The sequence below is a fragment of the Salarchaeum sp. JOR-1 genome, from assembly GCF_007833275.1.
In the GTDB taxonomy this organism is placed as follows: Archaea; Halobacteriota; Halobacteria; order Halobacteriales; family Halobacteriaceae; genus Salarchaeum.
Map to the genome: position 1 here is coordinate 2,087,215 of NZ_CP042241.1, position 17,744 is coordinate 2,104,958.

The 17,744-nt window shown below is 68.4% G+C and carries 19 protein-coding genes; 9 read left to right on the forward strand and 10 right to left on the reverse strand.

Annotated elements, in window-relative coordinates:
* On the reverse strand, nt 1-1,068 hold the full coding sequence (locus FQU85_RS11845; protein WP_145848170.1) for an ABC transporter: 1,068 nt from the start codon (nt 1,066-1,068) through the stop codon (nt 1-3).
* Nucleotides 1,069-2,142, reverse strand: a complete 1,074-nt coding sequence (locus FQU85_RS11850) for a hypothetical protein (RefSeq protein WP_145848172.1) — start codon at nt 2,140-2,142, stop codon at nt 1,069-1,071.
* Nucleotides 2,143-2,276: 134 nt separating this feature from the next.
* On the opposite strand from FQU85_RS11850, the gene FQU85_RS11855 reads away from it, so the two are divergent.
* Nucleotides 2,277-2,939: an HAD family phosphatase gene (locus FQU85_RS11855; protein WP_145848174.1), complete on the forward strand. Its 663-nt coding sequence runs from the start codon at nt 2,277-2,279 to the stop codon at nt 2,937-2,939.
* Nucleotides 2,940-3,017: 78 nt separating this feature from the next.
* Here the strand turns inward: FQU85_RS11855 and FQU85_RS11860 are convergent, their stop codons facing one another.
* Complete coding sequence (locus FQU85_RS11860; protein WP_145848177.1) at nt 3,018-5,849, reverse strand: DEAD/DEAH box helicase; 2,832 nt, start codon at nt 5,847-5,849, stop codon at nt 3,018-3,020.
* A 95-nt stretch (nt 5,850-5,944) separates the two neighbouring features.
* Between FQU85_RS11860 and FQU85_RS11865 the strand changes: the two genes are divergently transcribed.
* Nucleotides 5,945-6,712, forward strand: coding sequence for a creatininase family protein (locus tag FQU85_RS11865; RefSeq protein ID WP_145848179.1), 768 nt, complete (start codon nt 5,945-5,947; stop codon nt 6,710-6,712).
* Nucleotides 6,713-6,847: 135 nt separating this feature from the next.
* On the opposite strand, the gene FQU85_RS11870 is transcribed toward FQU85_RS11865, so the two are convergent.
* From FQU85_RS11870 to FQU85_RS11880, 3 genes are read right to left on the reverse strand one after another with little or no spacing between them, the layout of a single operon-like run.
* Nucleotides 6,848-7,585, reverse strand: coding sequence for a metallophosphoesterase (locus FQU85_RS11870; protein ID WP_145848181.1), 738 nt, complete (start codon nt 7,583-7,585; stop codon nt 6,848-6,850).
* Nucleotides 7,585-9,018 (reverse strand): hypothetical protein, encoded by a 1,434-nt coding sequence (locus FQU85_RS11875; protein ID WP_145848183.1) that lies wholly within the window; start codon nt 9,016-9,018, stop codon nt 7,585-7,587. Before FQU85_RS11875 ends, FQU85_RS11870 begins: the two co-directional genes overlap by 1 nt.
* Nucleotides 9,015-10,280, reverse strand: a complete 1,266-nt coding sequence (locus FQU85_RS11880; RefSeq protein WP_145848185.1) for a Single-stranded DNA binding protein — start codon at nt 10,278-10,280, stop codon at nt 9,015-9,017. Before FQU85_RS11880 ends, FQU85_RS11875 begins: the two co-directional genes overlap by 4 nt.
* Before the next feature lie 81 nt (nt 10,281-10,361).
* Between FQU85_RS11880 and FQU85_RS11885 the strand changes: the two genes are divergently transcribed.
* Nucleotides 10,362-11,042 carry a 2,5-diamino-6-(ribosylamino)-4(3H)-pyrimidinone 5'-phosphate reductase gene (locus FQU85_RS11885; RefSeq protein WP_145848188.1) on the forward strand — a complete coding sequence of 227 codons (681 nt, stop codon included), beginning with the start codon at nt 10,362-10,364 and terminating at the stop codon, nt 11,040-11,042.
* Between the two features lie 39 nt (nt 11,043-11,081).
* Nucleotides 11,082-11,831, forward strand: a complete 750-nt coding sequence (locus FQU85_RS11890; protein WP_145848190.1) for a PHP domain-containing protein — start codon at nt 11,082-11,084, stop codon at nt 11,829-11,831.
* On the opposite strand, the gene FQU85_RS11895 is transcribed toward FQU85_RS11890, so the two are convergent.
* From FQU85_RS11895 to FQU85_RS11905, 3 genes are read right to left on the reverse strand one after another with little or no spacing between them, the layout of a single operon-like run.
* Entirely contained in the window at nt 11,828-12,109 is a 282-nt protein-coding gene (locus FQU85_RS11895) for a hypothetical protein (RefSeq protein WP_145848192.1), read from the reverse strand. The genes FQU85_RS11890 and FQU85_RS11895 overlap by 4 nt on opposite strands.
* 22 nt (nt 12,110-12,131) lie before the next feature.
* A complete protein-coding gene (locus tag FQU85_RS11900; RefSeq protein WP_145848194.1) occupies nt 12,132-12,350 on the reverse strand; it encodes a hypothetical protein in 219 nt (72 codons plus the stop codon).
* A 45-nt stretch (nt 12,351-12,395) separates the two neighbouring features.
* A complete protein-coding gene (locus FQU85_RS11905) occupies nt 12,396-13,721 on the reverse strand; it encodes an FAD-dependent oxidoreductase (RefSeq protein WP_145848196.1) in 1,326 nt (441 codons plus the stop codon).
* A gap of 97 nt (nt 13,722-13,818) precedes the next feature.
* Here FQU85_RS11905 and FQU85_RS11910 point away from each other — a divergent pair, with 97 nt between their 5' ends.
* The 5 genes from FQU85_RS11910 (at nt 13,819) to FQU85_RS11930 (ending at nt 17,338) form a co-directional block, all read left to right on the forward strand.
* A complete protein-coding gene (locus FQU85_RS11910; RefSeq protein WP_145848198.1) occupies nt 13,819-14,103 on the forward strand; it encodes a DUF357 domain-containing protein in 285 nt (94 codons plus the stop codon).
* 43 nt (nt 14,104-14,146) lie between these two features.
* Complete coding sequence (locus FQU85_RS11915) at nt 14,147-14,425, forward strand: winged helix-turn-helix domain-containing protein (protein WP_145848199.1); 279 nt, start codon at nt 14,147-14,149, stop codon at nt 14,423-14,425.
* Nucleotides 14,426-14,495: 70 nt separating this feature from the next.
* On the forward strand, nt 14,496-14,798 hold the full coding sequence (locus tag FQU85_RS11920) for a hypothetical protein (protein WP_145848201.1): 303 nt from the start codon (nt 14,496-14,498) through the stop codon (nt 14,796-14,798).
* 182 nt (nt 14,799-14,980) lie between these two features.
* On the forward strand, nt 14,981-16,960 hold the full coding sequence (locus FQU85_RS11925) for a PGF-CTERM sorting domain-containing protein (protein WP_145848834.1): 1,980 nt from the start codon (nt 14,981-14,983) through the stop codon (nt 16,958-16,960).
* A gap of 192 nt (nt 16,961-17,152) precedes the next feature.
* Nucleotides 17,153-17,338, forward strand: a complete 186-nt coding sequence (locus tag FQU85_RS11930; protein WP_145848203.1) for a hypothetical protein — start codon at nt 17,153-17,155, stop codon at nt 17,336-17,338.
* On the opposite strand, the gene FQU85_RS11935 is transcribed toward FQU85_RS11930, so the two are convergent.
* Nucleotides 17,335-17,733: a translation initiation factor IF-2 subunit beta gene (locus tag FQU85_RS11935; RefSeq protein ID WP_145848205.1), complete on the reverse strand. Its 399-nt coding sequence runs from the start codon at nt 17,731-17,733 to the stop codon at nt 17,335-17,337. The genes FQU85_RS11930 and FQU85_RS11935 overlap by 4 nt on opposite strands.
* Between the last annotated feature and the right edge of the window lie 11 nt (nt 17,734-17,744).

Consider the following 17,744-nt stretch of genomic DNA (forward strand, 5'->3'; position numbering starts at 1 on the left):
TCAGGCACCTCGTTCGTAGTGGCGGACGCTCCCCGCGAACAGGACGCAACAGACGGCGAGCGTCCCGAGCAGGAGGACGAAGGTGTCCGCGTAGGCCGTGAGCGGTTGGCCGCGGAGCGTGAACCCGCGAGCGGCGACCATCGCGTGATAAGTCGGAAGGGACGTGATGAAGTCGCGGCGGGCGACGGAGAAGAACCCGCGCGGGTAAGCGAGTCCGGAGAACGCGAGACAGAAGAGAAGGACGGCGAGGTTCGCGAGGCGTCCCCACGCGGAGAACCGGAGCGCGACGGTGACGGCGGCGGCGAACGTCCCCGCGGCGAGGAACGTGAGCGCGGACACGGCGATGACGCTCGGCCGCAGGAACCCCACCGGGGTGCCGAGGTATCGGCTCGCGAGGTCGAACACCGCGATGGGCGCGACGAGCAGAACGGTGAACGCGACGAGTTTCGTCGCGACAACCCGAGAGAGCGAGGATTCGAGGCGGAGGCGGTCGATGGCGGCCTCCTCCGACGCGAGGTTGTACGGGAGGTAGGCGAGCGCGACGAGCAACACGAGCACGAGCAGGAACGTCGGCAGCAGGTACGCGGAGAGCGACCACTCGCGGCCGACGACCGTGTACGTCGCGGTGACCGGGCGGTCGAGGAGCGAGGAGAGGCCGCGCTCCGCGACGGTCGCGAGGACCTGCGCGGGTTCCTGGTAGGGCACGACGCTCCCGGAGACGAACAGGTCGACGGTCGCGCGGCCCGACCCCCCGGCGAGGTTCGCGGGCGCGGTGACGACCGCGTACACGCGCTCGTGAGCGAGCGCCCGCATCGCCGCCGTTCTCGACTCGTAGATGCTGGGGTCGCTGAACAGCGTCACCGCCGCGCGCACCACTTCGAGGTCGTCCCGCGTCACGCCCGATCCCGCCGGTGCAACCGCGACCTGCACGGACTTCGGGAGCACGTGCTCGAACGCGAGCGTCCCGTACACGAAGATGGCGGGCGCGACGACGAACAGAACGAACAGCGGGAGTTTCTTCCGCCAGCCCCAGCGGAGTTCCTTCGCGAGGAGCGGCGGGAGCGCCATCTACGCGGTCGCGGTCGTCGTCGCTGAGCCGGTACTCGACTCGTTGTACGCGCTCTCTATCGCGTTCTCGATGTTGGACGCGGCGTTCTCGTAGGAGACGGTGACGGTCGTGCCCTCGCTCGTCACCTCGATTTTGTCGAGGGTCTCCGCGGCGGCCTCCTCGGACGCGAGTTCGTACGCCGAGAGCGCGCCCTGCATGACCTGCATGATGTTCGTCGCGGCGCTGCTCGTGTTCGTCACGACGTGCGTCACGCCGCCGATGTCCGTGTCCTCGACGTAGAACGCTCCCGAGACCACCTGTACGGAGTTCAGCGTCTCGCTCGCGAACTGCGTCTCGGAGGCGTACGGACCGGTGTCGAGTTCCTGCTGGGGGACGGTCATCGCGAACTTCACGTAGCCCGCGCGAGTGTCCGCGAACGTCTGCCGGAGGTCGCCGCTCACCGCGGGCGCGTCACCCGCACGCACGTCCACGACGGCTTTCACGGCGGATTCAGTGCCGGTGACGAACGCGCCGTCACCGAGCCAGCCGACGACGCTCCCGCTCGCGAACGCCGATTCGGGCACCCAGATCGTCGCGTTCCCGTAGGTCTCCGTCGAGAACTCCATCCCGGTCTGGTTCGTCACCGCCGACTTCAGTTCGGTCTTGGAGAGCGAGGACGTGACGAGCGCGCCGTTGAACGACCCGGAGTCGGTGTCGGCCTGCTCGCTCGCGTTCGAGAACGCCGTCACCGTCTCGAACTGGGTCGCTGACAGCCCCGTGTCGTTCTCCGCGTCGGCGATGGCTTCGGAGACGGACGCGGGACCCGAGTAGTACGGCGACGACGCGTTCATCTCGGAGAAGTACGTGTTCGCGACGCCGCGGAGCGTGTCGTCTTCGAGCATCGATTCTACGTCGACGAACGCGAGGGAGTCGACGTTCGCGGGGACGCTGTCGAGCTGTGCGGCGGCACTCGCGCTCCCACCGTCGTCGGTGAGGAGTCCGGCACAGCCGGCGGTCGAGACGAGCATCGCGACGGCGAGAACGGCGGCGACCGACCGTGCGGTCGCGCCGCCACCAGTGGAGGGAAACGTCATGGACAGGCGTTCTCTCGCGGCTCGTATAACGGTTTTCCAACACCCGCGCGACCCAACACGGCGACGCAGTCAGGCCGTGCCGGCCACCGCGCGGCCGCCGCACGTGTTTTCCGCCGGCCGCCCCTACCGCGGGTATGACCGCGGTCATCTTCGACATGGACGGCGTCATCGTCGACACGGAACGATACTGGAAGGACGTCATCGAGCAGGTCATCGACGAGCTCGTCGTGGACGGCGACGACCTCGAACCGACGGACCTCATCGGCATCAACGTCCACGACCAGTACGACCGCCTCCGCGAGGAGGGGTACGACCTCACCGTCGACTCCGCCGACGAGTACTTCGACTTCTACGACGACCACGCGAAAGCCGTCTACACCGAGCACGCCGACCTGATGCCGGGCTTCCACGACCTCCTCGACGAACTCGACGAGCACGGCGTGCCGCTCGCCGTCTGCACGTCCTCGTACCCGAGCTGGCTGGAGATGGCGTTCGACCGCTTCGACCTCGACGGCCGCTTCGACGTGGTGGTGTCCGCGGCCGACCTCGACATCCCGGGGAAGCCCGAACCCGACATCTACGAGGCGACGATGAACCGCCTCGGCGTCACCGCCGACGAGACGGTGGTCGTCGAGGACTCGGAGAACGGCATCCGCGCCGCCGCCCGCTCGGGCGCGTACGTCATCGCGTACGAGGCCGACGAGGCCGGCGAGATGGACGCGTCCGCCGCGGACGAAGTCGCCGCGTCCGCGAGCGACCTCCGCGAGCGCTTGCTCGCCGTGCTCGACGCGCGCTAATGCCATTCCCGCGACGGATCCGAGGACGCGTTCGCGTCGCGGGGTGAATGCGGGCGTGGAAGCGAGCTACCGCGACAGCTAGTCCCAGAACGCCTTCGTCCGGGCGTACTCGCGTTCGCGTTCGAGGATGTCCCGGTAGAAGTCCGCCTCGTTCTCCCGGTGGTTGTTGATGATGCGGGCGGCGTTCTGCGGGCCGACCCCGCGAGCGACGAGCGCCTTCACGGCCTTCGACCCGTGGCCCTGCACGAGGCTCGCGTTCCGGTAGACGCGCTCGGTTCGCTTCTCCTGTTCCGCGTCCTTCTCGTCCGCCCGCACCGCTGTCACCGCGTCGTCCGCCCACGGACTCAGCGCGGCTACCATCGTCGACCCGCACCGCGGGCACTCGGGCTGGTCTTGCACGCGGGAGACCTTCGTCTCGTGCTCCCAGTCCTGGCAGTGCACGCAGAACAGCCGGACGCGGTCGTCCTCGATGCGGTTCTTCACGGTGTTGATGACGCTCGCGTCCGCGTTCTCGGGCGTGAGGAGTTCCTGGCCCGACGACCGGCCGCCGACGCCGATGGCGGTACGGCGGCCGTGCACGACGAGGTCGAGGTCGCCGGACTGGAGCCGGGAGAGCACGTCCCGCGCGCGCTCCACGTCGAGGTCGGTGTGGAACACCTCCCGCATCGCCTCGTCGTAGACCGGCGTGTCCTCGAGGGCGGCCATCACGCGGTTCAGGCCGACGCCGTCCCGGCCCTTCCAGCGCTTGAGCGCGCCGAACTTCGCCGCGACGTGACTCAGCGTGAACTTGAGCGCGTCCGACTTCTTCAGCGAGAGTTCGAGCAGCGGACGGATGTGGTCGGGGTCGGTCTCCTCCAGCACGTCGAGCACGTCGCTCGCCCGGGTTCCCTGCGGAACCTCCAAGGAGATGCGGTACGGCCCCACGTCCAGCCCCACCGAGGAGCCGGTTCGCTGACCGAGAAGCGCGGAGAGCAGCCGTCCGAGCGTCTCGTTCGCGCGGTGGCCGAGCGCGGCGTTCACCACGATGTCGCGGCCCTGTGACTCCACGACGACGCGGTCGTCGGTCGGCACGGGCGCGTCCGCGTCGACCGTTCGCTCCACGGGGTCGAGCGCCTGCTCCGCCGTGTAGGCGTCCGTCGGATACCGCTCGACCAGGTCGCGCGCGACGGACTCGACGCCGGCGCCCGACTCGAACTGCGGGCCGACGACGCGCCGAATCTCCCCGACCTCCTGCGCCACGTCGTACGGCACCGGGATCTCGGAGCCGGTCCACGACGGCACTTCGCCCGAGGGGTCTTCGATGGGACTGACCTCGACCCGGCCCTCCTCCTCGTCCACCTCCGCGATGCGCCACATCTCGCCGCGCTGGATGAACGACGCGCCCGGTTCCGCGAAGTTCACGACGAACCGCTCGTCCAGCGTCCCGACCTGCCGGCCCGACGCCACGTCGTACACCTCGTACGTCTCCTCGTCGGGTATCATCGAGAGGTTCGCGTAGTAGTACTGCCACGTCCCCCCGGACTTCTCGATGGTGTCCGCCTCCTCGTCCAGCCACAGCACGCGGTTCCGGCTGAGTTCCTCCACGACCGCCTTGAACGTCTCCTCGTCGAGGTGGCGGAACGGGTACGCCCGCGTCACGATCTGGTACGCGCGATACGCCTTGAGCTCGCCGAAGTCCATCAGCAGACCCACGACCTGGTTCGCGACCGTGTCGAGGCTGCCGTGGTGAATCGGCGTCTCCTCCACGTCGCCATCGGCGGCCCGGCGGGCGATCGCGAGCGCCTCCAGCGTGTCGTCCGGGTGGCCGGTGACGATGGTGCCGTGCGAGACCTCGTCGCGGCGGTGGCCGGCGCGCCCGACGCGCTGGAGGAGGCGCGCGACCTCCCGCGGACTCGAGTACTGGACGACGTGGTCGATGCGGCCCACGTCGATACCGAGTTCCATCGAACTCGTACACAGCAGTCCGTCCAGCTCCCCGGCCTTGAACTGGTCTTCGACCTCGATGCGGGCCTCCTTCGAGAGGCTACCGTGGTGGACGCCGATGTTCGCGCCGAGTTCCTTGAACCGCGACCCGAGCGCCTCCGCCGTCTGCCGCGTGTTCACGAAAACCAGGGTGGAGTCGTGTTCGTCGACGATTTCACGTATCGCTCGGACGTGGCTCGCGACGTCGGGACTCGTCAGGAGTTCGTTCGACAGCCGCTCGTCGGACTCCCGCACTCGCGGTTCGCGCACCGTGAAATCCACCTGTGAGGTCACGTCGACCTCCACGATGTCGCACTCCCGGCCGCCCGTGAGGAAGTTCGCGACCTCCCGCGGGTCGCCGACGGTCGCGGACAGGCCGATGCGCTGGAAGTCGCCCGCGAGTTCCCGGAGGCGTTCGAGGCCGATGGTGAGTTGGGCGCCGCGCTTCGCGCCAGCGAGTTCGTGCACCTCGTCCACGACGACGTGGTGGACGTCGGAGAGCGCGCGCCGCAGTTTCTCGCCGGTGAGCATCGCCTGCAGCGTCTCCGGCGTCGTCACCAGCACGTCCGGCGGGTCGTTCGCCTGCTTGGTGCGCTGGTACTGCGTCGTGTCCCCGTGGCGAACGTCCACCTCGATATCCAGTTCCTCACCCCACCAGTCGAGACGCTCGCGCATGTCGCGGTTCAGCGCGCGCAGCGGCGTGACGTACAGCGCGCTGATGCCGAACCGCGGCTCCGCCTCCGCGATAGCCGACAGAACCGGCAGCATCGCCGTCTCCGTCTTCCCCGTTCCCGTCGGCGCGATGACGAGGCCGTCGTGGCCCGCCACCAGCGGCGGAATCGCGCGCTGCTGCGGCTCCGTCGGCGTGCTGAACCCGCGCTCCGAGAGCGCGCTCCGAACCGGCCCTGACAGCCGGCTGAACGCGTCGGCGACGCCCGCGTCGCTCATACAGAACACTGGGCTGGCGGCCGGATAAGCACACCGTGAGCGTGCTATCAATCGACACCCGCTGGCTACTTGGGGCGGGGGGACGAGGAACCGATATGTATCTCGCAGACGAAGCCTGGCCCGACCTGCAGGGCGAACTCGACGGCACCGTCGCGCTCGTCCCGCTCGGCTCCACGGAACAGCACGGCCCCCACCTCCCCGAGGCCACCGACCACCTCATCGCGGAGGCGTTCGCGAGACGGGCCGCCGACCGCACCGGCTTCCTCTGCACGCCCACCGTCAACATCGGCGTCAGCCCCCATCACCGCCAGTTTCCCGGGACGATGTGGGTGGACGCGCCCGCGTTCCGCCAGTACGTCGAATCCTTCACGCGAAACCTCGCCTACCACGGCGTCCGAAAAGTCGTGTTCGTGAACGCGCACGGGGGGAACGTCGAGCACCTGCGCGAGGTCGGCCGCCGCCTTCGCGACGCCGAGGACGCCTACGCCGTCGAGTGGATGTGGAACGATTCCATCCCCGACCTCGTGGACGACGCGTTCGAGCACAACGGCCCGCACGGCGGCCCGAAGGAGACCGCGCTCATCCAGTACCTCCACGGGAATCTCGTGCACGACGACCGCCTCGAAGACGCACACGAGGGCGGCGTCGAATCCCTCGCCGACCTCGACACCGTGAAGCACGGCGCGCGAACGTTCTACGACGCCGTCGAGAACAGCGAGAACGGCGTGTTCGGCGACCAGACCGACGCCACTCCGGAGAAGGGTGAAGCGCTGTTCGAGGCCGCGCTCGACGAACTCTGCCAGCTCGCGGAGTGGCTCGACGACCAGCCGTTCGAAGCCCTCCTCCCGCCGGAGAGAGTATAAATAGGAAGCCGCGGCCAGACTCGGCGTGTTCTGACGATGGCCCGCGGGCCGCCGACTCGACGCCGTCCTTCGACGACACCCGTTCGGGTACTGGCGACGCACGGCCCGCGGACGCGGACGCGTCGGCCGCACGCCCTACAGGTAGCGGTAGTCACCCAGCCGCGTGGCGTCGAGGAGGTAGGCGTCCGCCGACGGCAGCGCCTCCGGGAGGAACGGCGCGAGGAACCCCTGTCCCTCGACGTTCACCCACGTCCCTCCACAGAGGTCGTTGAACGCCGGGCACACGACCAGCTCGGCGTCCACCTCGACGCGCTCCCCGAACCGGTCGCGGAACGGGCCCGAGTCGAGCGGCCCGCGGAGCCACGCGCGCTCCACCCGCGACCCGCCGACCGCGTCCTCCAGCCGAACGGCCGGGTGTTCGTGCCCCATGCAGACCACGTCCGCCGAGAGCACGTCCCGGCTCGGCCACGTGTGGCCGTGCACGAACCCCACGTCGCCGAACCGCGCGCCATCGCCCGGCGTCACCTCGACGTCGAGCACGTCGTCGAGGTTGCCGTCGTGGTTCCCGCGAACGAGCGTCACCGGCACGGGACACTCCCGGACGAGGGTTTCGAGTTCCTCGCGCTCCGCGCCGTCCGGCGTCCCGATCTGGTGGCCGAGGTCGCCGAGGAACACCACGCGCTCCGCGCCCGTCCGCACGACGAGCGACAGCACGCGCTCCCGTCGCGTCTCCGCCTGCGAATCGACTTCCAGCCCCTCACGACGGAGCGAGCGCTCGATGCCCGCGTGGTAGTCCGCGACCACGAGCGCCGACTCCCCGCCGAGATCTGCGACCGCCGCGGGCGCGTCCGGGACGGGTTCGACGCGCGCCATCAGATGGCCTTGAGCGTGTCCTCCCCGGACTCGTAGCACCGCCCGCTCATCAGCGCGCTCTGAATGGCGTCCTCGACGTCACCGGTGTCTTCGTCGGTCGCTTCGACGACCGTCCGAATCACCTCGTCGCGGTCGACGCCGTTCCCGTCGTCGAGGTCGTCCATCGTGTCCACGACGAAGTCCTCAAGATCGCCCTCGAACACGTTCTCGCCCTCGCCGTCCGATTGGTCGTCATCGGCGTCGAGCGATTCGCTGGAGTCCTCGAACTCGTCCGGATCCGCTGCCTCGGGTTCGATACCGACCTCGCCCGCCTCGGGGATGTCGTCGCCCGTGGAGAAGTCCATGTCGAACTCCTCCTCGATTTCCTCGCGCTCCTCCTCGTCGAACTCGTACATCTCGTCCGACCCCCCGGACTCGAAGTCACCGAGGCTCTCGGACTCCTCGGATTCGGGTTCGACCGCCTCGGGTTCGGGCGCGGTGGACTCCGCGAGTTCCTCGGTCGTTCCGACCTCGCCGGCGTCCGTCGCCTCCGGCTCCGCCTCGACCGCCGAGACCTCCGCAGTCTCGGACTCGGGTTCGCTCTCGGACTCCACGTCCGCTTCAGTCTCGGACTCGGACTCCGCCACCGACTCACCCGTCGATTCGGGTTCCGATTCAGGTTCGCGTGCCGGTTCCGAGTCGTCCGTGCTCGTCTCGAATTCGAGGTCGGCAGCCAGGTTCGACTCGACCGCGCCGCCGGCGTCGGGGGCGGGTGTGGTGGCGCCGACTTCGTCGCGGTCGCCGGCGACGACTTCGGCGGCCTGCCGGGCGACCGTCCGGAGGGCGTCGAGATACGCTTCGGTGGTGCCGTAGTGGTCGACGGCGAGCGGGACGCCCGCGGCGAGGTCGGGGCGAACCCCGGCGTCCGTGAGCGCGGCCCGGAGGTCGCTCTCGCGTTCCTCACGGCCGAGCGCTGCCGCGAACACGCCGATTCGCTCCGCGGTCTGTTCGGCCGTGCGGACGACCCAGCGGTCGCGGGTGTCCGCGTCCACCTCGCTGATGGACTCCGGGCGGACCGACGTGTAGACCGTGTCGGCGTCGTCCGGCTCGAACGTCCGCGCTTTCCCGGTGACGGCGACGAACGCGGGCGCGTCCAGGCGTTCGAGGGACGCGAGCGCGTCCGGCTGGTACTGCCCGGCGTACACGACGAACGCGCCCGTCGGGTCAACGATTCGCGCACGCAACACGTCGTCGCTCACGTACTCCACTTCGGTGAGCACGCCGACGACGAACAGTCGGTTGACGCGCGCGCCCGTCGGCGTGACGACGTAGTTCGGCGCGCGCTCCTCGTCCGACTCCGCGTAGCTGAAGTCCGCGTCGTCGAACTCCGCCGCGAACACCCGCCACGCGACCTCTCGGCTCGGGCGGTCGTCTGGGGTCGAGTTCGAGCTCATGCGTCCACCTCCGCCAGGAAGGCCGCGGCACGCGCGGCCGGGTCGTCGTCGGCGGGGCGGAACGCGGTCGCTTCGAGGTTCGCGCCGTACTCGTCCACGGAGAGGTGGCCGCGAACGACGTACTCGCCGCCGACGAGTTCCGCTCGGATGGTGTCAGCGACGACTTCCTGATCCATCGCGTCGCGCGCCTGCTCGCGGGCGTCCTCGATACCGCCGCCGTACACCTGCTCGGTGAGGTCGCTGCCGAGAATCGCGGTGACGGTGGCGGTGCCGTCGTCGAGAATGGCCTTCACGCGGAGGTCGTCCTCGCCGTCGACTTCGCCGTGCTGGCGGCACTGGCCCTTCTGGGTGACGCGCCCGCACTCGGGACAGCGCTGGATGAGGCCGCTCCCGTCCCGGACTTCGAGGACGTTCCCCTGGAGTTCCACGTCGTACGCGCCGCCGCGACCGACGGCGTCCCGAATCTCCATCCGGGCCGGACCACCGAGTTCGATGGGATCGGAGAGTTCGGTGACGGTGGAGAACTCGGAGACGTTCACGGAGGGGACGCCGCGGAACTCCCGGACGTACACGTCCTCGATGCGGACGGACGCGCCCTCCCTGAGTTCGGCGTGCGGGTTCCAGTCCGTGAACGGGAGGCGCGCGGACTCGTCGCCGACGACGCCGGAGAGGATTTCGGTCTCACCGTCCCGGCCGTCGATAGTTCGCGTCTCGACCTCCACGACCTGGACTTCGACGTTCCGGCCGCGGTCGCCCGCACGCAGTTCCGCGAGGTCGCGGTCGCCGCCGACCTCGTACGGCACGTCCAGCGCGTCGTCCGCCGCTCCGACGGTCGATGATTCTCCGAAGTTGAGTTCGGGACGTCCCTCGTACTCGCGGACGCTCGCGTTCCCGATAGTGACGGTCTTCCCGGGTTCGAGGTCGAACTCCTCCCACGCGGTGTAGGAGATCTTCCCGGATTCGTCGGCGAGTTCTCCCTCCAGAATCGTGTGGTCGTCGCCCTGGTAGCGGATCGAGCGCGTGCCGACGGTGAGCACGACGGCGGTGACGGTGACGCTTCCACTGTCCGTGTCGATATCGGCGATGTCCGCGGCGGACGGCCCGGTGTTCCCGCCACCGTCGCCGTACTTGCGTCGGAGGCTCTGCTTGGCCTCCTCGATGGGAACGCTGTACTCGACTAGGTTTTCGAGTCCTTCCTTGACCTCCTGTTTGTCAACGCCGAGGTCGGAGGCGAGATCCTCAGCATGGTCGTCGAGGTTCATCACTCGACGGTTCGGACGGCGCGGATAAAAAGCGTTCGCGGACCGAAATCCGTTTCTCCCATCCTCCGAAACTCCAGAGCCATGCACGTCCGCGTGAACGCCGCGACGAGCGTCGACGGGAAACTCTCCACGCGAGAGCGCACGCAGTTCGCGATAAGCGGCGCGGAGGACTTCGCGCGCGTGGACGAACTCCGCGCCGACTTCGACGCGGTGATGGTCGGCGTCGGCACCGTCCTCGCGGACGACCCCTCGCTCACCCTGAAGGACGCCGCCCTCGCGACCGCCCGGGAGAGCCGGGGGGAATCCCCGCAGCCGGCGCGCGTCGTCGCCGACTCGCAGGCGCGCACGCCGACGGACGCGAGCGTCCTCGGCCCGGACGCCGACACGTACGTCCTCGTCTCCGAGAACGCCCAACAGTCCCGGGTTCGGGAACTGGAGCGGGCGGGCGCGCACTGCGTCGTCGCCGGGAACGAGCGCGTCGCCCTCCCCGACGCGCTCGCGAAACTGGAAGCCGACGGCGTGGAGCGCGTGATGGTCGAGGGCGGCGGCGAACTCCTCTTCTCCCTGTTCGCGGACGACCTCGTGGACGCCCTCTCAGTCTTCGTCGGGTCGATGGTCGTCGGCGGACGGGACGCCCCCACACTCGTCGACGGGGACGGCTTCACCGACGACTTCCCCCGACTCTCCCTCACGGACGCGGACCGACTGGACGACGGCGTCCTCCTCACCTACGACGTGCTCGGACGGGACGGCGGAGACTAGCCTGTACGCCTTTCACGGAGCGCCACCTATAGCAAGCAAATGGACGAACGCGTGACGCTTCGCGTCGACCCGCATGTTCACTCGGACGGGTCGTACGACGGGCACGAACCCGTGAAACTCCTGCTGGAACACGCGAGCGACATCGGCCTGGACGCCATCGTCGTCACCGACCACGACGCCATCGAGGAGTCCCTGCGGGCCGCGCGCCTCGCCCCCGAGTACGGCCTCGTCGGGGTTCCGGGCGTGGAGGTGTCGACCCGCCACGGCCACCTGCTCGCCATCGGCGTCACCGAGCGCCCGCCGAAGGGCGAGTCGTTCGCGGACACCGTCGCCGCCGTCCGCGACCTCGGCGGCGCAGCCATCGTCCCGCATCCCTTTCAGCGAAGTCGACACGGCGTCCGGAAGCGCTATCTCGACGACACCGAGGTGGAAGCCGTCGAGGTCTACAACTCGATGCTGTTCACGGGGTTCCGGAACCGCCGCGCGCGCCGGTACGCGCGCAACCGCGAGTATCCCGGAATCGGGTCGAGCGACGCCCACCACGTGATGAACGTCGGACGCGCGTACACTGAACTCGACGTGAACGCATCCTCGAAGGCCGAAGTCAGGGCGAGTGACGTCGTGGACGCCATCCGCGAGGGGTCGACGGGCGTTCGCGGCCGCCGAACCCCGATTCACCGGAGTGCCCGCCAGTACGCGATGGGGGCCGTTAAGAAAGGACTGTTCGAGGTCACGTCGCGCACGCCGCTCGTGCCGACGGTGCCGTCGTCGTACGCCCAGCAGTTCTAGTGCTGGTGGCCGGTCGCCTCGCCGTACGTCATGCCGAAGCGGTCTTCGAACGCGTCGAGCATCTCGGACTCCAGGGACTGGATTTCGTCGCTCGGTTCGTCGTCGGAGTGGTGGGCGATAGCGTGCGCGCGGGACGTGAACGCCATCACGGCGATGTCGCCCACGACCTGCGCGGAGGACTCGTCTTCCTCCTCGCTCAGGAGGTCGATGAGACCGGCGGGGAGTTCGACGTCGTCGCTACCGTCAGGACCCTCGATGGTGAAGGAAACGGAATCCATACCCCATCGAGTACGTCCAGTACTACGAGTCCTGCGGTTCGCGGAAGCGTTGGACGGGGCCGCGGTCGAACTCGTCGTACCGGCCGCACGCCTTCAGGAGGCGGATGGTGCGCACGCGGTCGACGCGCGCTGCCTGCTGGAGGTCGAGAATCGTCTCCGCATCGTCCACCATGTCGTGGAACTCCGCGAGCGTGAAGGCGTCACTCCGCCGAATGAGGTCGCGGGGGTCGGCGGACGTCATTGATGAATCGCAACGAACCGAAGGAAAATAAACAGTTCGGTGACGTTAATCGTCCGCGGGCGCTTCGCCGCTCGCGAGCTCGGATTCGGCGAGGTCGGCCTCGGTTTCGAGCCATGCGTCGCAGTCGAGCGCGGCCTTACAGCCCATTCCGGCCGCGGTGACGGCCTGCTGGTAGTGGTGGTCAACCACGTCGCCCGCGCCGAACAGACCGGGGACGCCGGTCGCGGTCTGCCCGCCGCCCGCGCCGCCCTGCGTGACGATGTAGCCCTCGTCGTCGAGCTCCACATCGGTTCCCTCGAGGTAGTCCGTGTTCGGCGTGTGGCCGATGGCGACGAAGAACGCGCCCACGTCGAGGTCGAACGACTCCGTCTCGGCGTCGTCGAGTTTCTCCGAGGGATGGCCGGCGGGGTTCCGTACGAGGCTCACGGACTCCACGCCGTCCTCGGGCGACCCGTGGATTTCCGTGGCTTCCGTGTTCCAGAGGACTTCCATGTCGCCGTTCTCCACGTGTTCCTCGATGCGTTCCTGCCAGTAGTCCTCCGCGCGGAGCTCCTCGCGGCGGTGGACGAGATACACCGTGTCCGCGAATTTCGTGAGGAACGCCGCTTCCTCTGCCGCGGCGTCGCCGCCGCCGACGACGACCATGTCCTCCCCGCGGAAGAACGCGCCGTCGCACGTCGCGCACGTCGAGACGCCGTACCCCATCAGTTCGTCCTCGCCCGGGATGCCGAGCGTCCGCGCGCTCGCGCCCGACGCCGCGATGACCGCGTCCGCGGTGTACACGTCGCCGTTCGCGAGTTCGACGCGGAACGGTCGCTCGTCGTCGGTAACGTCCTCGACGACGCCGTGCTCCAGTTCCGCGCCGAAGCGCTGCGCCTGTTCTTTCATGTTGTTGATGAGGTCGGGGCCCGAGATGCCCTCCGGGAACCCCGGATAGTTCTCCACCTCGGTCGTGAGCGTGAGCTGGCCGCCCGGCTCGTCGCCCTCGAACAGGAGCGGGTCGTTGTTCGAGCGCGCCGCGTAGATGGCCGCCGTCAGCGCTGCGATTCCGGTACCGGTGATGATGAGTTTCCGGTGTTCCTCCACCGCCTCGACCGCGTCGTCCGTGAGGCCGAGTTTCTCGTCGAGTTCGCCGGTCTGGTCGAGTTCGTGCGTGTCGTCCCAGCCGCCGATGAGTTCGTCGTCGATGAACACCTCGGGAGCGGTCTCGCGGCCGTTCGCGCGCTCTTTCATCTCCGCGAACCGCTCGGGGTCGCCGGTGACGTTGTACGTCTCGTACTCGATGCCCTTCTCGTCGAAGAGGTCCATCGCCTTCTCGCAATAGGGACACACCGACTTGGTGTATATCTCCACGTGGGGCTGCTCGCTCATGCCCCGAATTCGGAACCGTAGAAGTATGTAGGTTGCGCTGGCGCGGAGTCCCGCCGCCAGTCGAAGCGCTTACCCGCCCGACTCGCTCCCTCTCGGTATGCCCGCAGACCTCGAAGAGAAGACGGATCGGTACGAGCGACTGCTCGCGGAGGCGCTCGATGCGGCGGCGGTCGCGCCGCCCCCGGACACGCCGCTCGGGGAGGCCGCGCTGGAGTTCGAGGAGATGGCGCAGTCCTACCTGGAGGACGGCCGGCACTTCCGCGAGCAGGACGACCTCGTGAACGCGCTCGCGTCGTTCTCGTACGGCCACGGCTGGATGGACGCCGGCGCGCGAATCGGCGTGTTCGACGTACCCACCGACGGCCACCTGTTCACGCAGTGACAGCGCCGGGGTTTTACGGTGTCGCGGCGCGTCCCTCTGGGTGATGGAGGCCGCGCTCTGGTACGTGCTCACCGGGACTCGCGGCGGCCCGAACCGCGCGCGACTGCTGCGCGCGGTGGACGACCGCCCCCGGAACGCGAACCAGCTCGCCGACGACTTAGACCTCGACTACAAGACGGTTCGTCACCACCTCGACGTGCTCGTGGAGAACGACATCGTGCAGTCGAGCGGGGACGACTACGGCGCGGTCTACCTCCCGACCGAGCGCGCGCAGACGCACTGGGAGACGGTGGAGGACATCATCGAGGAGGTGGACGAATGAGAGAACCCGAACGAATCACGGCCGAATTTGGGAAAGCGTATAACCGTCCTCTCGTCCAACGGTGGTGTAGATGACGCTCTGGGCCGATATCTCCCGGGTCGCGATGGGCGCGAACGTCCTCGCGCTGCTCGCGCTGTGCGCCGTCTGGGCGCGCAACTACCGGCAGTTCCGCTCGAAGCACACGCTCGGCCTGCTCGTGTTCGCGCTGATGCTCCTCGGGGAGAACGCGCTCGGCCTCTACTACTTCCTCGTCGACCCGACGCTCACGGGGTGGTTCAGCGGCCTCCCGGACATCGCCGCGACCGCGTTGATGGCGCTGCGCCTCCTCGAAACGCTCGCCATCGGCTTCCTCCTCTGGGTCACCCTCGACTAGCGCGTTTTTATACTCGTCTCGGAGTGGTTCGTCGCGAATCGCTGAGTCCTGTCCGCTAGTCTCGGCGCTCTTCGCTGCTACTATGGGGACTTTCCGGTCGAATTTGGGTGAGAGTTCGGAAAAGCCTCTTTTAAATAAGGAGGGTCGTGGGGAGTATGCGGGAACGCATACACGCACTGGCGATGACAGTCGTCCTGATCGGCTCGGTGCTCGCGGTCGCTCCCGGAGCGGCGGCGGGCGCGACGGCCGGCGGGGCGAGCGTCACCTTCGACGCACAGACCAGCGGTGGGTACACAGTCACCGTGGAGAACGTCACGCTCCCGGACGGCGGGTTCGTGACGATTCACGACGCCTCGGTGACCGAGGGCAACGTCCTGGGGAGCGTCGTCGGCTCCTCGACCTACCTCGAAGCCGGCACGCACGAGAGCGTCACCGTCCGGCTCGACGAACCGCTGAGCGAGGACGGGACGTACGTCGCGATGCCGCACATGGACACGAACGACAACCGCGTCTACGAGTTCGTCTCCGCGAACGCGAACGCGGACGGCCCGTACACGATGAGCGGGAGCGCGGTCGTCGACACGGCGAACGTCACCGTCTCCGCGTCGGTGTCGATGAGCGACCAGCCGACCGGCGGGAACTCGGTGGTCGTTGACCGCGTCGAACTCAGCGAGGGCGGGTTCGTCGCCGTGCACGACAGCACGCTCCTCGACGGCGAAGTGACGGGGAGCGTCGTCGGTCACAGCCAGTACCTCTCCGCCGGCGTTCACGAGAACGTCCGCATCACCCTGAACGCGTCCGTGGGTAACGAGACGGTCATCGCGATGCCGCACATGGACACGAACGGCGACGAGGCCTACACGTTCGTCGAGAGCGGCGGCGAGACCGACGGGCCGTTCCTGACGATGGACGACAGCGCGGTGCTCGACACCGCGTCCGCCACCGTCACGAGCGAAGCGATGGTGTCCGCCGAGAACCAGACGACAGGCGGCCACACCGTGACTGTCGAGTCGGTGTTCGTCCCCGCGGGCGGCTTCGTCACGATTCACGACGCCACGGTGACCGAGGGCGCGGTGTTCGACAGCGTCCGCGGGACGAGCGACTACCTCGCGCCCGGCCTCCACCGGAACGTGCAGGTGACGCTCGACGACCCGCTCGCGAACGACACAACGATCGTCGCGATGCCGCACAAGGACACGGACGACGACATGGCGTACACGTTCGTCGAGAGTGAGGGCGCGACCGACGGCCCCTACACGAGCGACGGGAGCGCCGTCGTCGATACGGCGACCGCGACCGTGTCCGCGTCCGTGACGATGAACACCCAGGAGTCCGGCGGGCACACCGTCGTCGTCGAGTCCGTCGACCTCAGCGACGGCGGGTTCGTGACGATTCACGACAGCAGCCTGTTCGCGGGCGACGTGTTCGGGAGCGTCGTCGGCACGAGCGACTACCTCGAAGCGGGTTACCACGAGGACGTCGAAGTGACGCTCTCCACGCCCGCGAACGAGAGCCAGGTGCTCGTCGCGATGGCGCACCAAGACACGAACGGCGACACGACGTACTCGTTCGTCGAGAGTGAGGGCGCGACCGACGGCCCCTACACGGCGAACGGCGGCGCGGTCGTCGACACCGCGAAGGCGCTCGTGAACGCCGTCGTGGTCGCCGACGACCAGCAGACGGACGGGACGACCGTCACCGTCGACTCCGTGACGCTCGCGAACGGCGGGTTCGTCACGATTCACGACAGCACGCTCGCGGACGGCGCGGTGCTGGAGAGCGTCGTCGGCACGAGCCAGTACCTCTCCGCCGGCACGCACGAGAACGTCACCGTCCAGCTAGACGCCGAATTGAGCGGCGAGCAGACCGTGTTCGCGATGGCGCACAAGGACACGAACGGCGACATGGCGTACTCGTTCGTCCAGAGCGAGGGCGCGACCGACGGGCCGTACGTGCAGAGCGGCATGCCGGTAATGCAGTCGCTCAGCGTCGACGCGCCCGGGCAGACCACCACGACGATGGACGAGATGACGACCACGATGGACGAGATGACGACCACGATGGACGAGACCGACGCGTCGGGTAGCACGCCCGGGTTCGGCGTCGGCCTCGCGCTGATTGCGGTGCTCGGCGCCGCGCTCCTCGCGCTCCGCCGGGACTGACTCCCGCACCGGCCACCACGATTGGTTCCGGCGCGTGGAACGTCACGAGCGAGGCCGCGCAGTCCAGCGAGCTCCCCGGGGTGACGAGTCAGATATCCGGGAGATACGGCGACCGCTTCGGCCTCGTCGGCGAGAGCTACGACGAGTAGTCCGGCGGTAATCTTTTTCCGAACACCGCACGCATCCAGAACTATGGCACACGAAGCGTACGTGCAGTTGGTCTGCCCTGAGTGCAGTAAGGACTGGGAGATGACGCCGAGCGAGCTCCCGAAGCACGACGAGAACTACAGCTGCCCCGACTGTCACGCGACCCGCCGCACGGCCGAGTTCATGCGGACGGATCGCGACCTCGAGAACCTCAAAGAACTCCAGAGTTAGACCGGGGTGCGCGCGCCGCAGGCCTCGCAGTGGAGGCGTTCCGTCCCGTTCTGCGTTTCGAGGTTCGTGTCGGGAAGCCCGCACTCCGGACAGCGGACGTAGGTGTCGACGTAGTCGTCGAGCACGGCTTCGACGCGGTCGGCGCCGAACTCGCCGGTGAAGCGCGCGCGGCCGCTCTCGTCTATCTGGGCGCTCGTCGCGAGTTCGTCCTGAATGAACTTGAGGACGTGCTCCTGGTCGCGGCCGAGGCGGTCGATGGTGTCCTGGAAGTTCTCGTAGACGGTGACGTTCCCCTCCTTGCGAACCGTGGGTTCGGGGACGTCGAATCGGCTCTCGCTCCCGGCGACGTCGGGCTTCTCGCTCATCGCTCGGTCGAGTTGATCCTCGTAATCCATACGAAAATCTG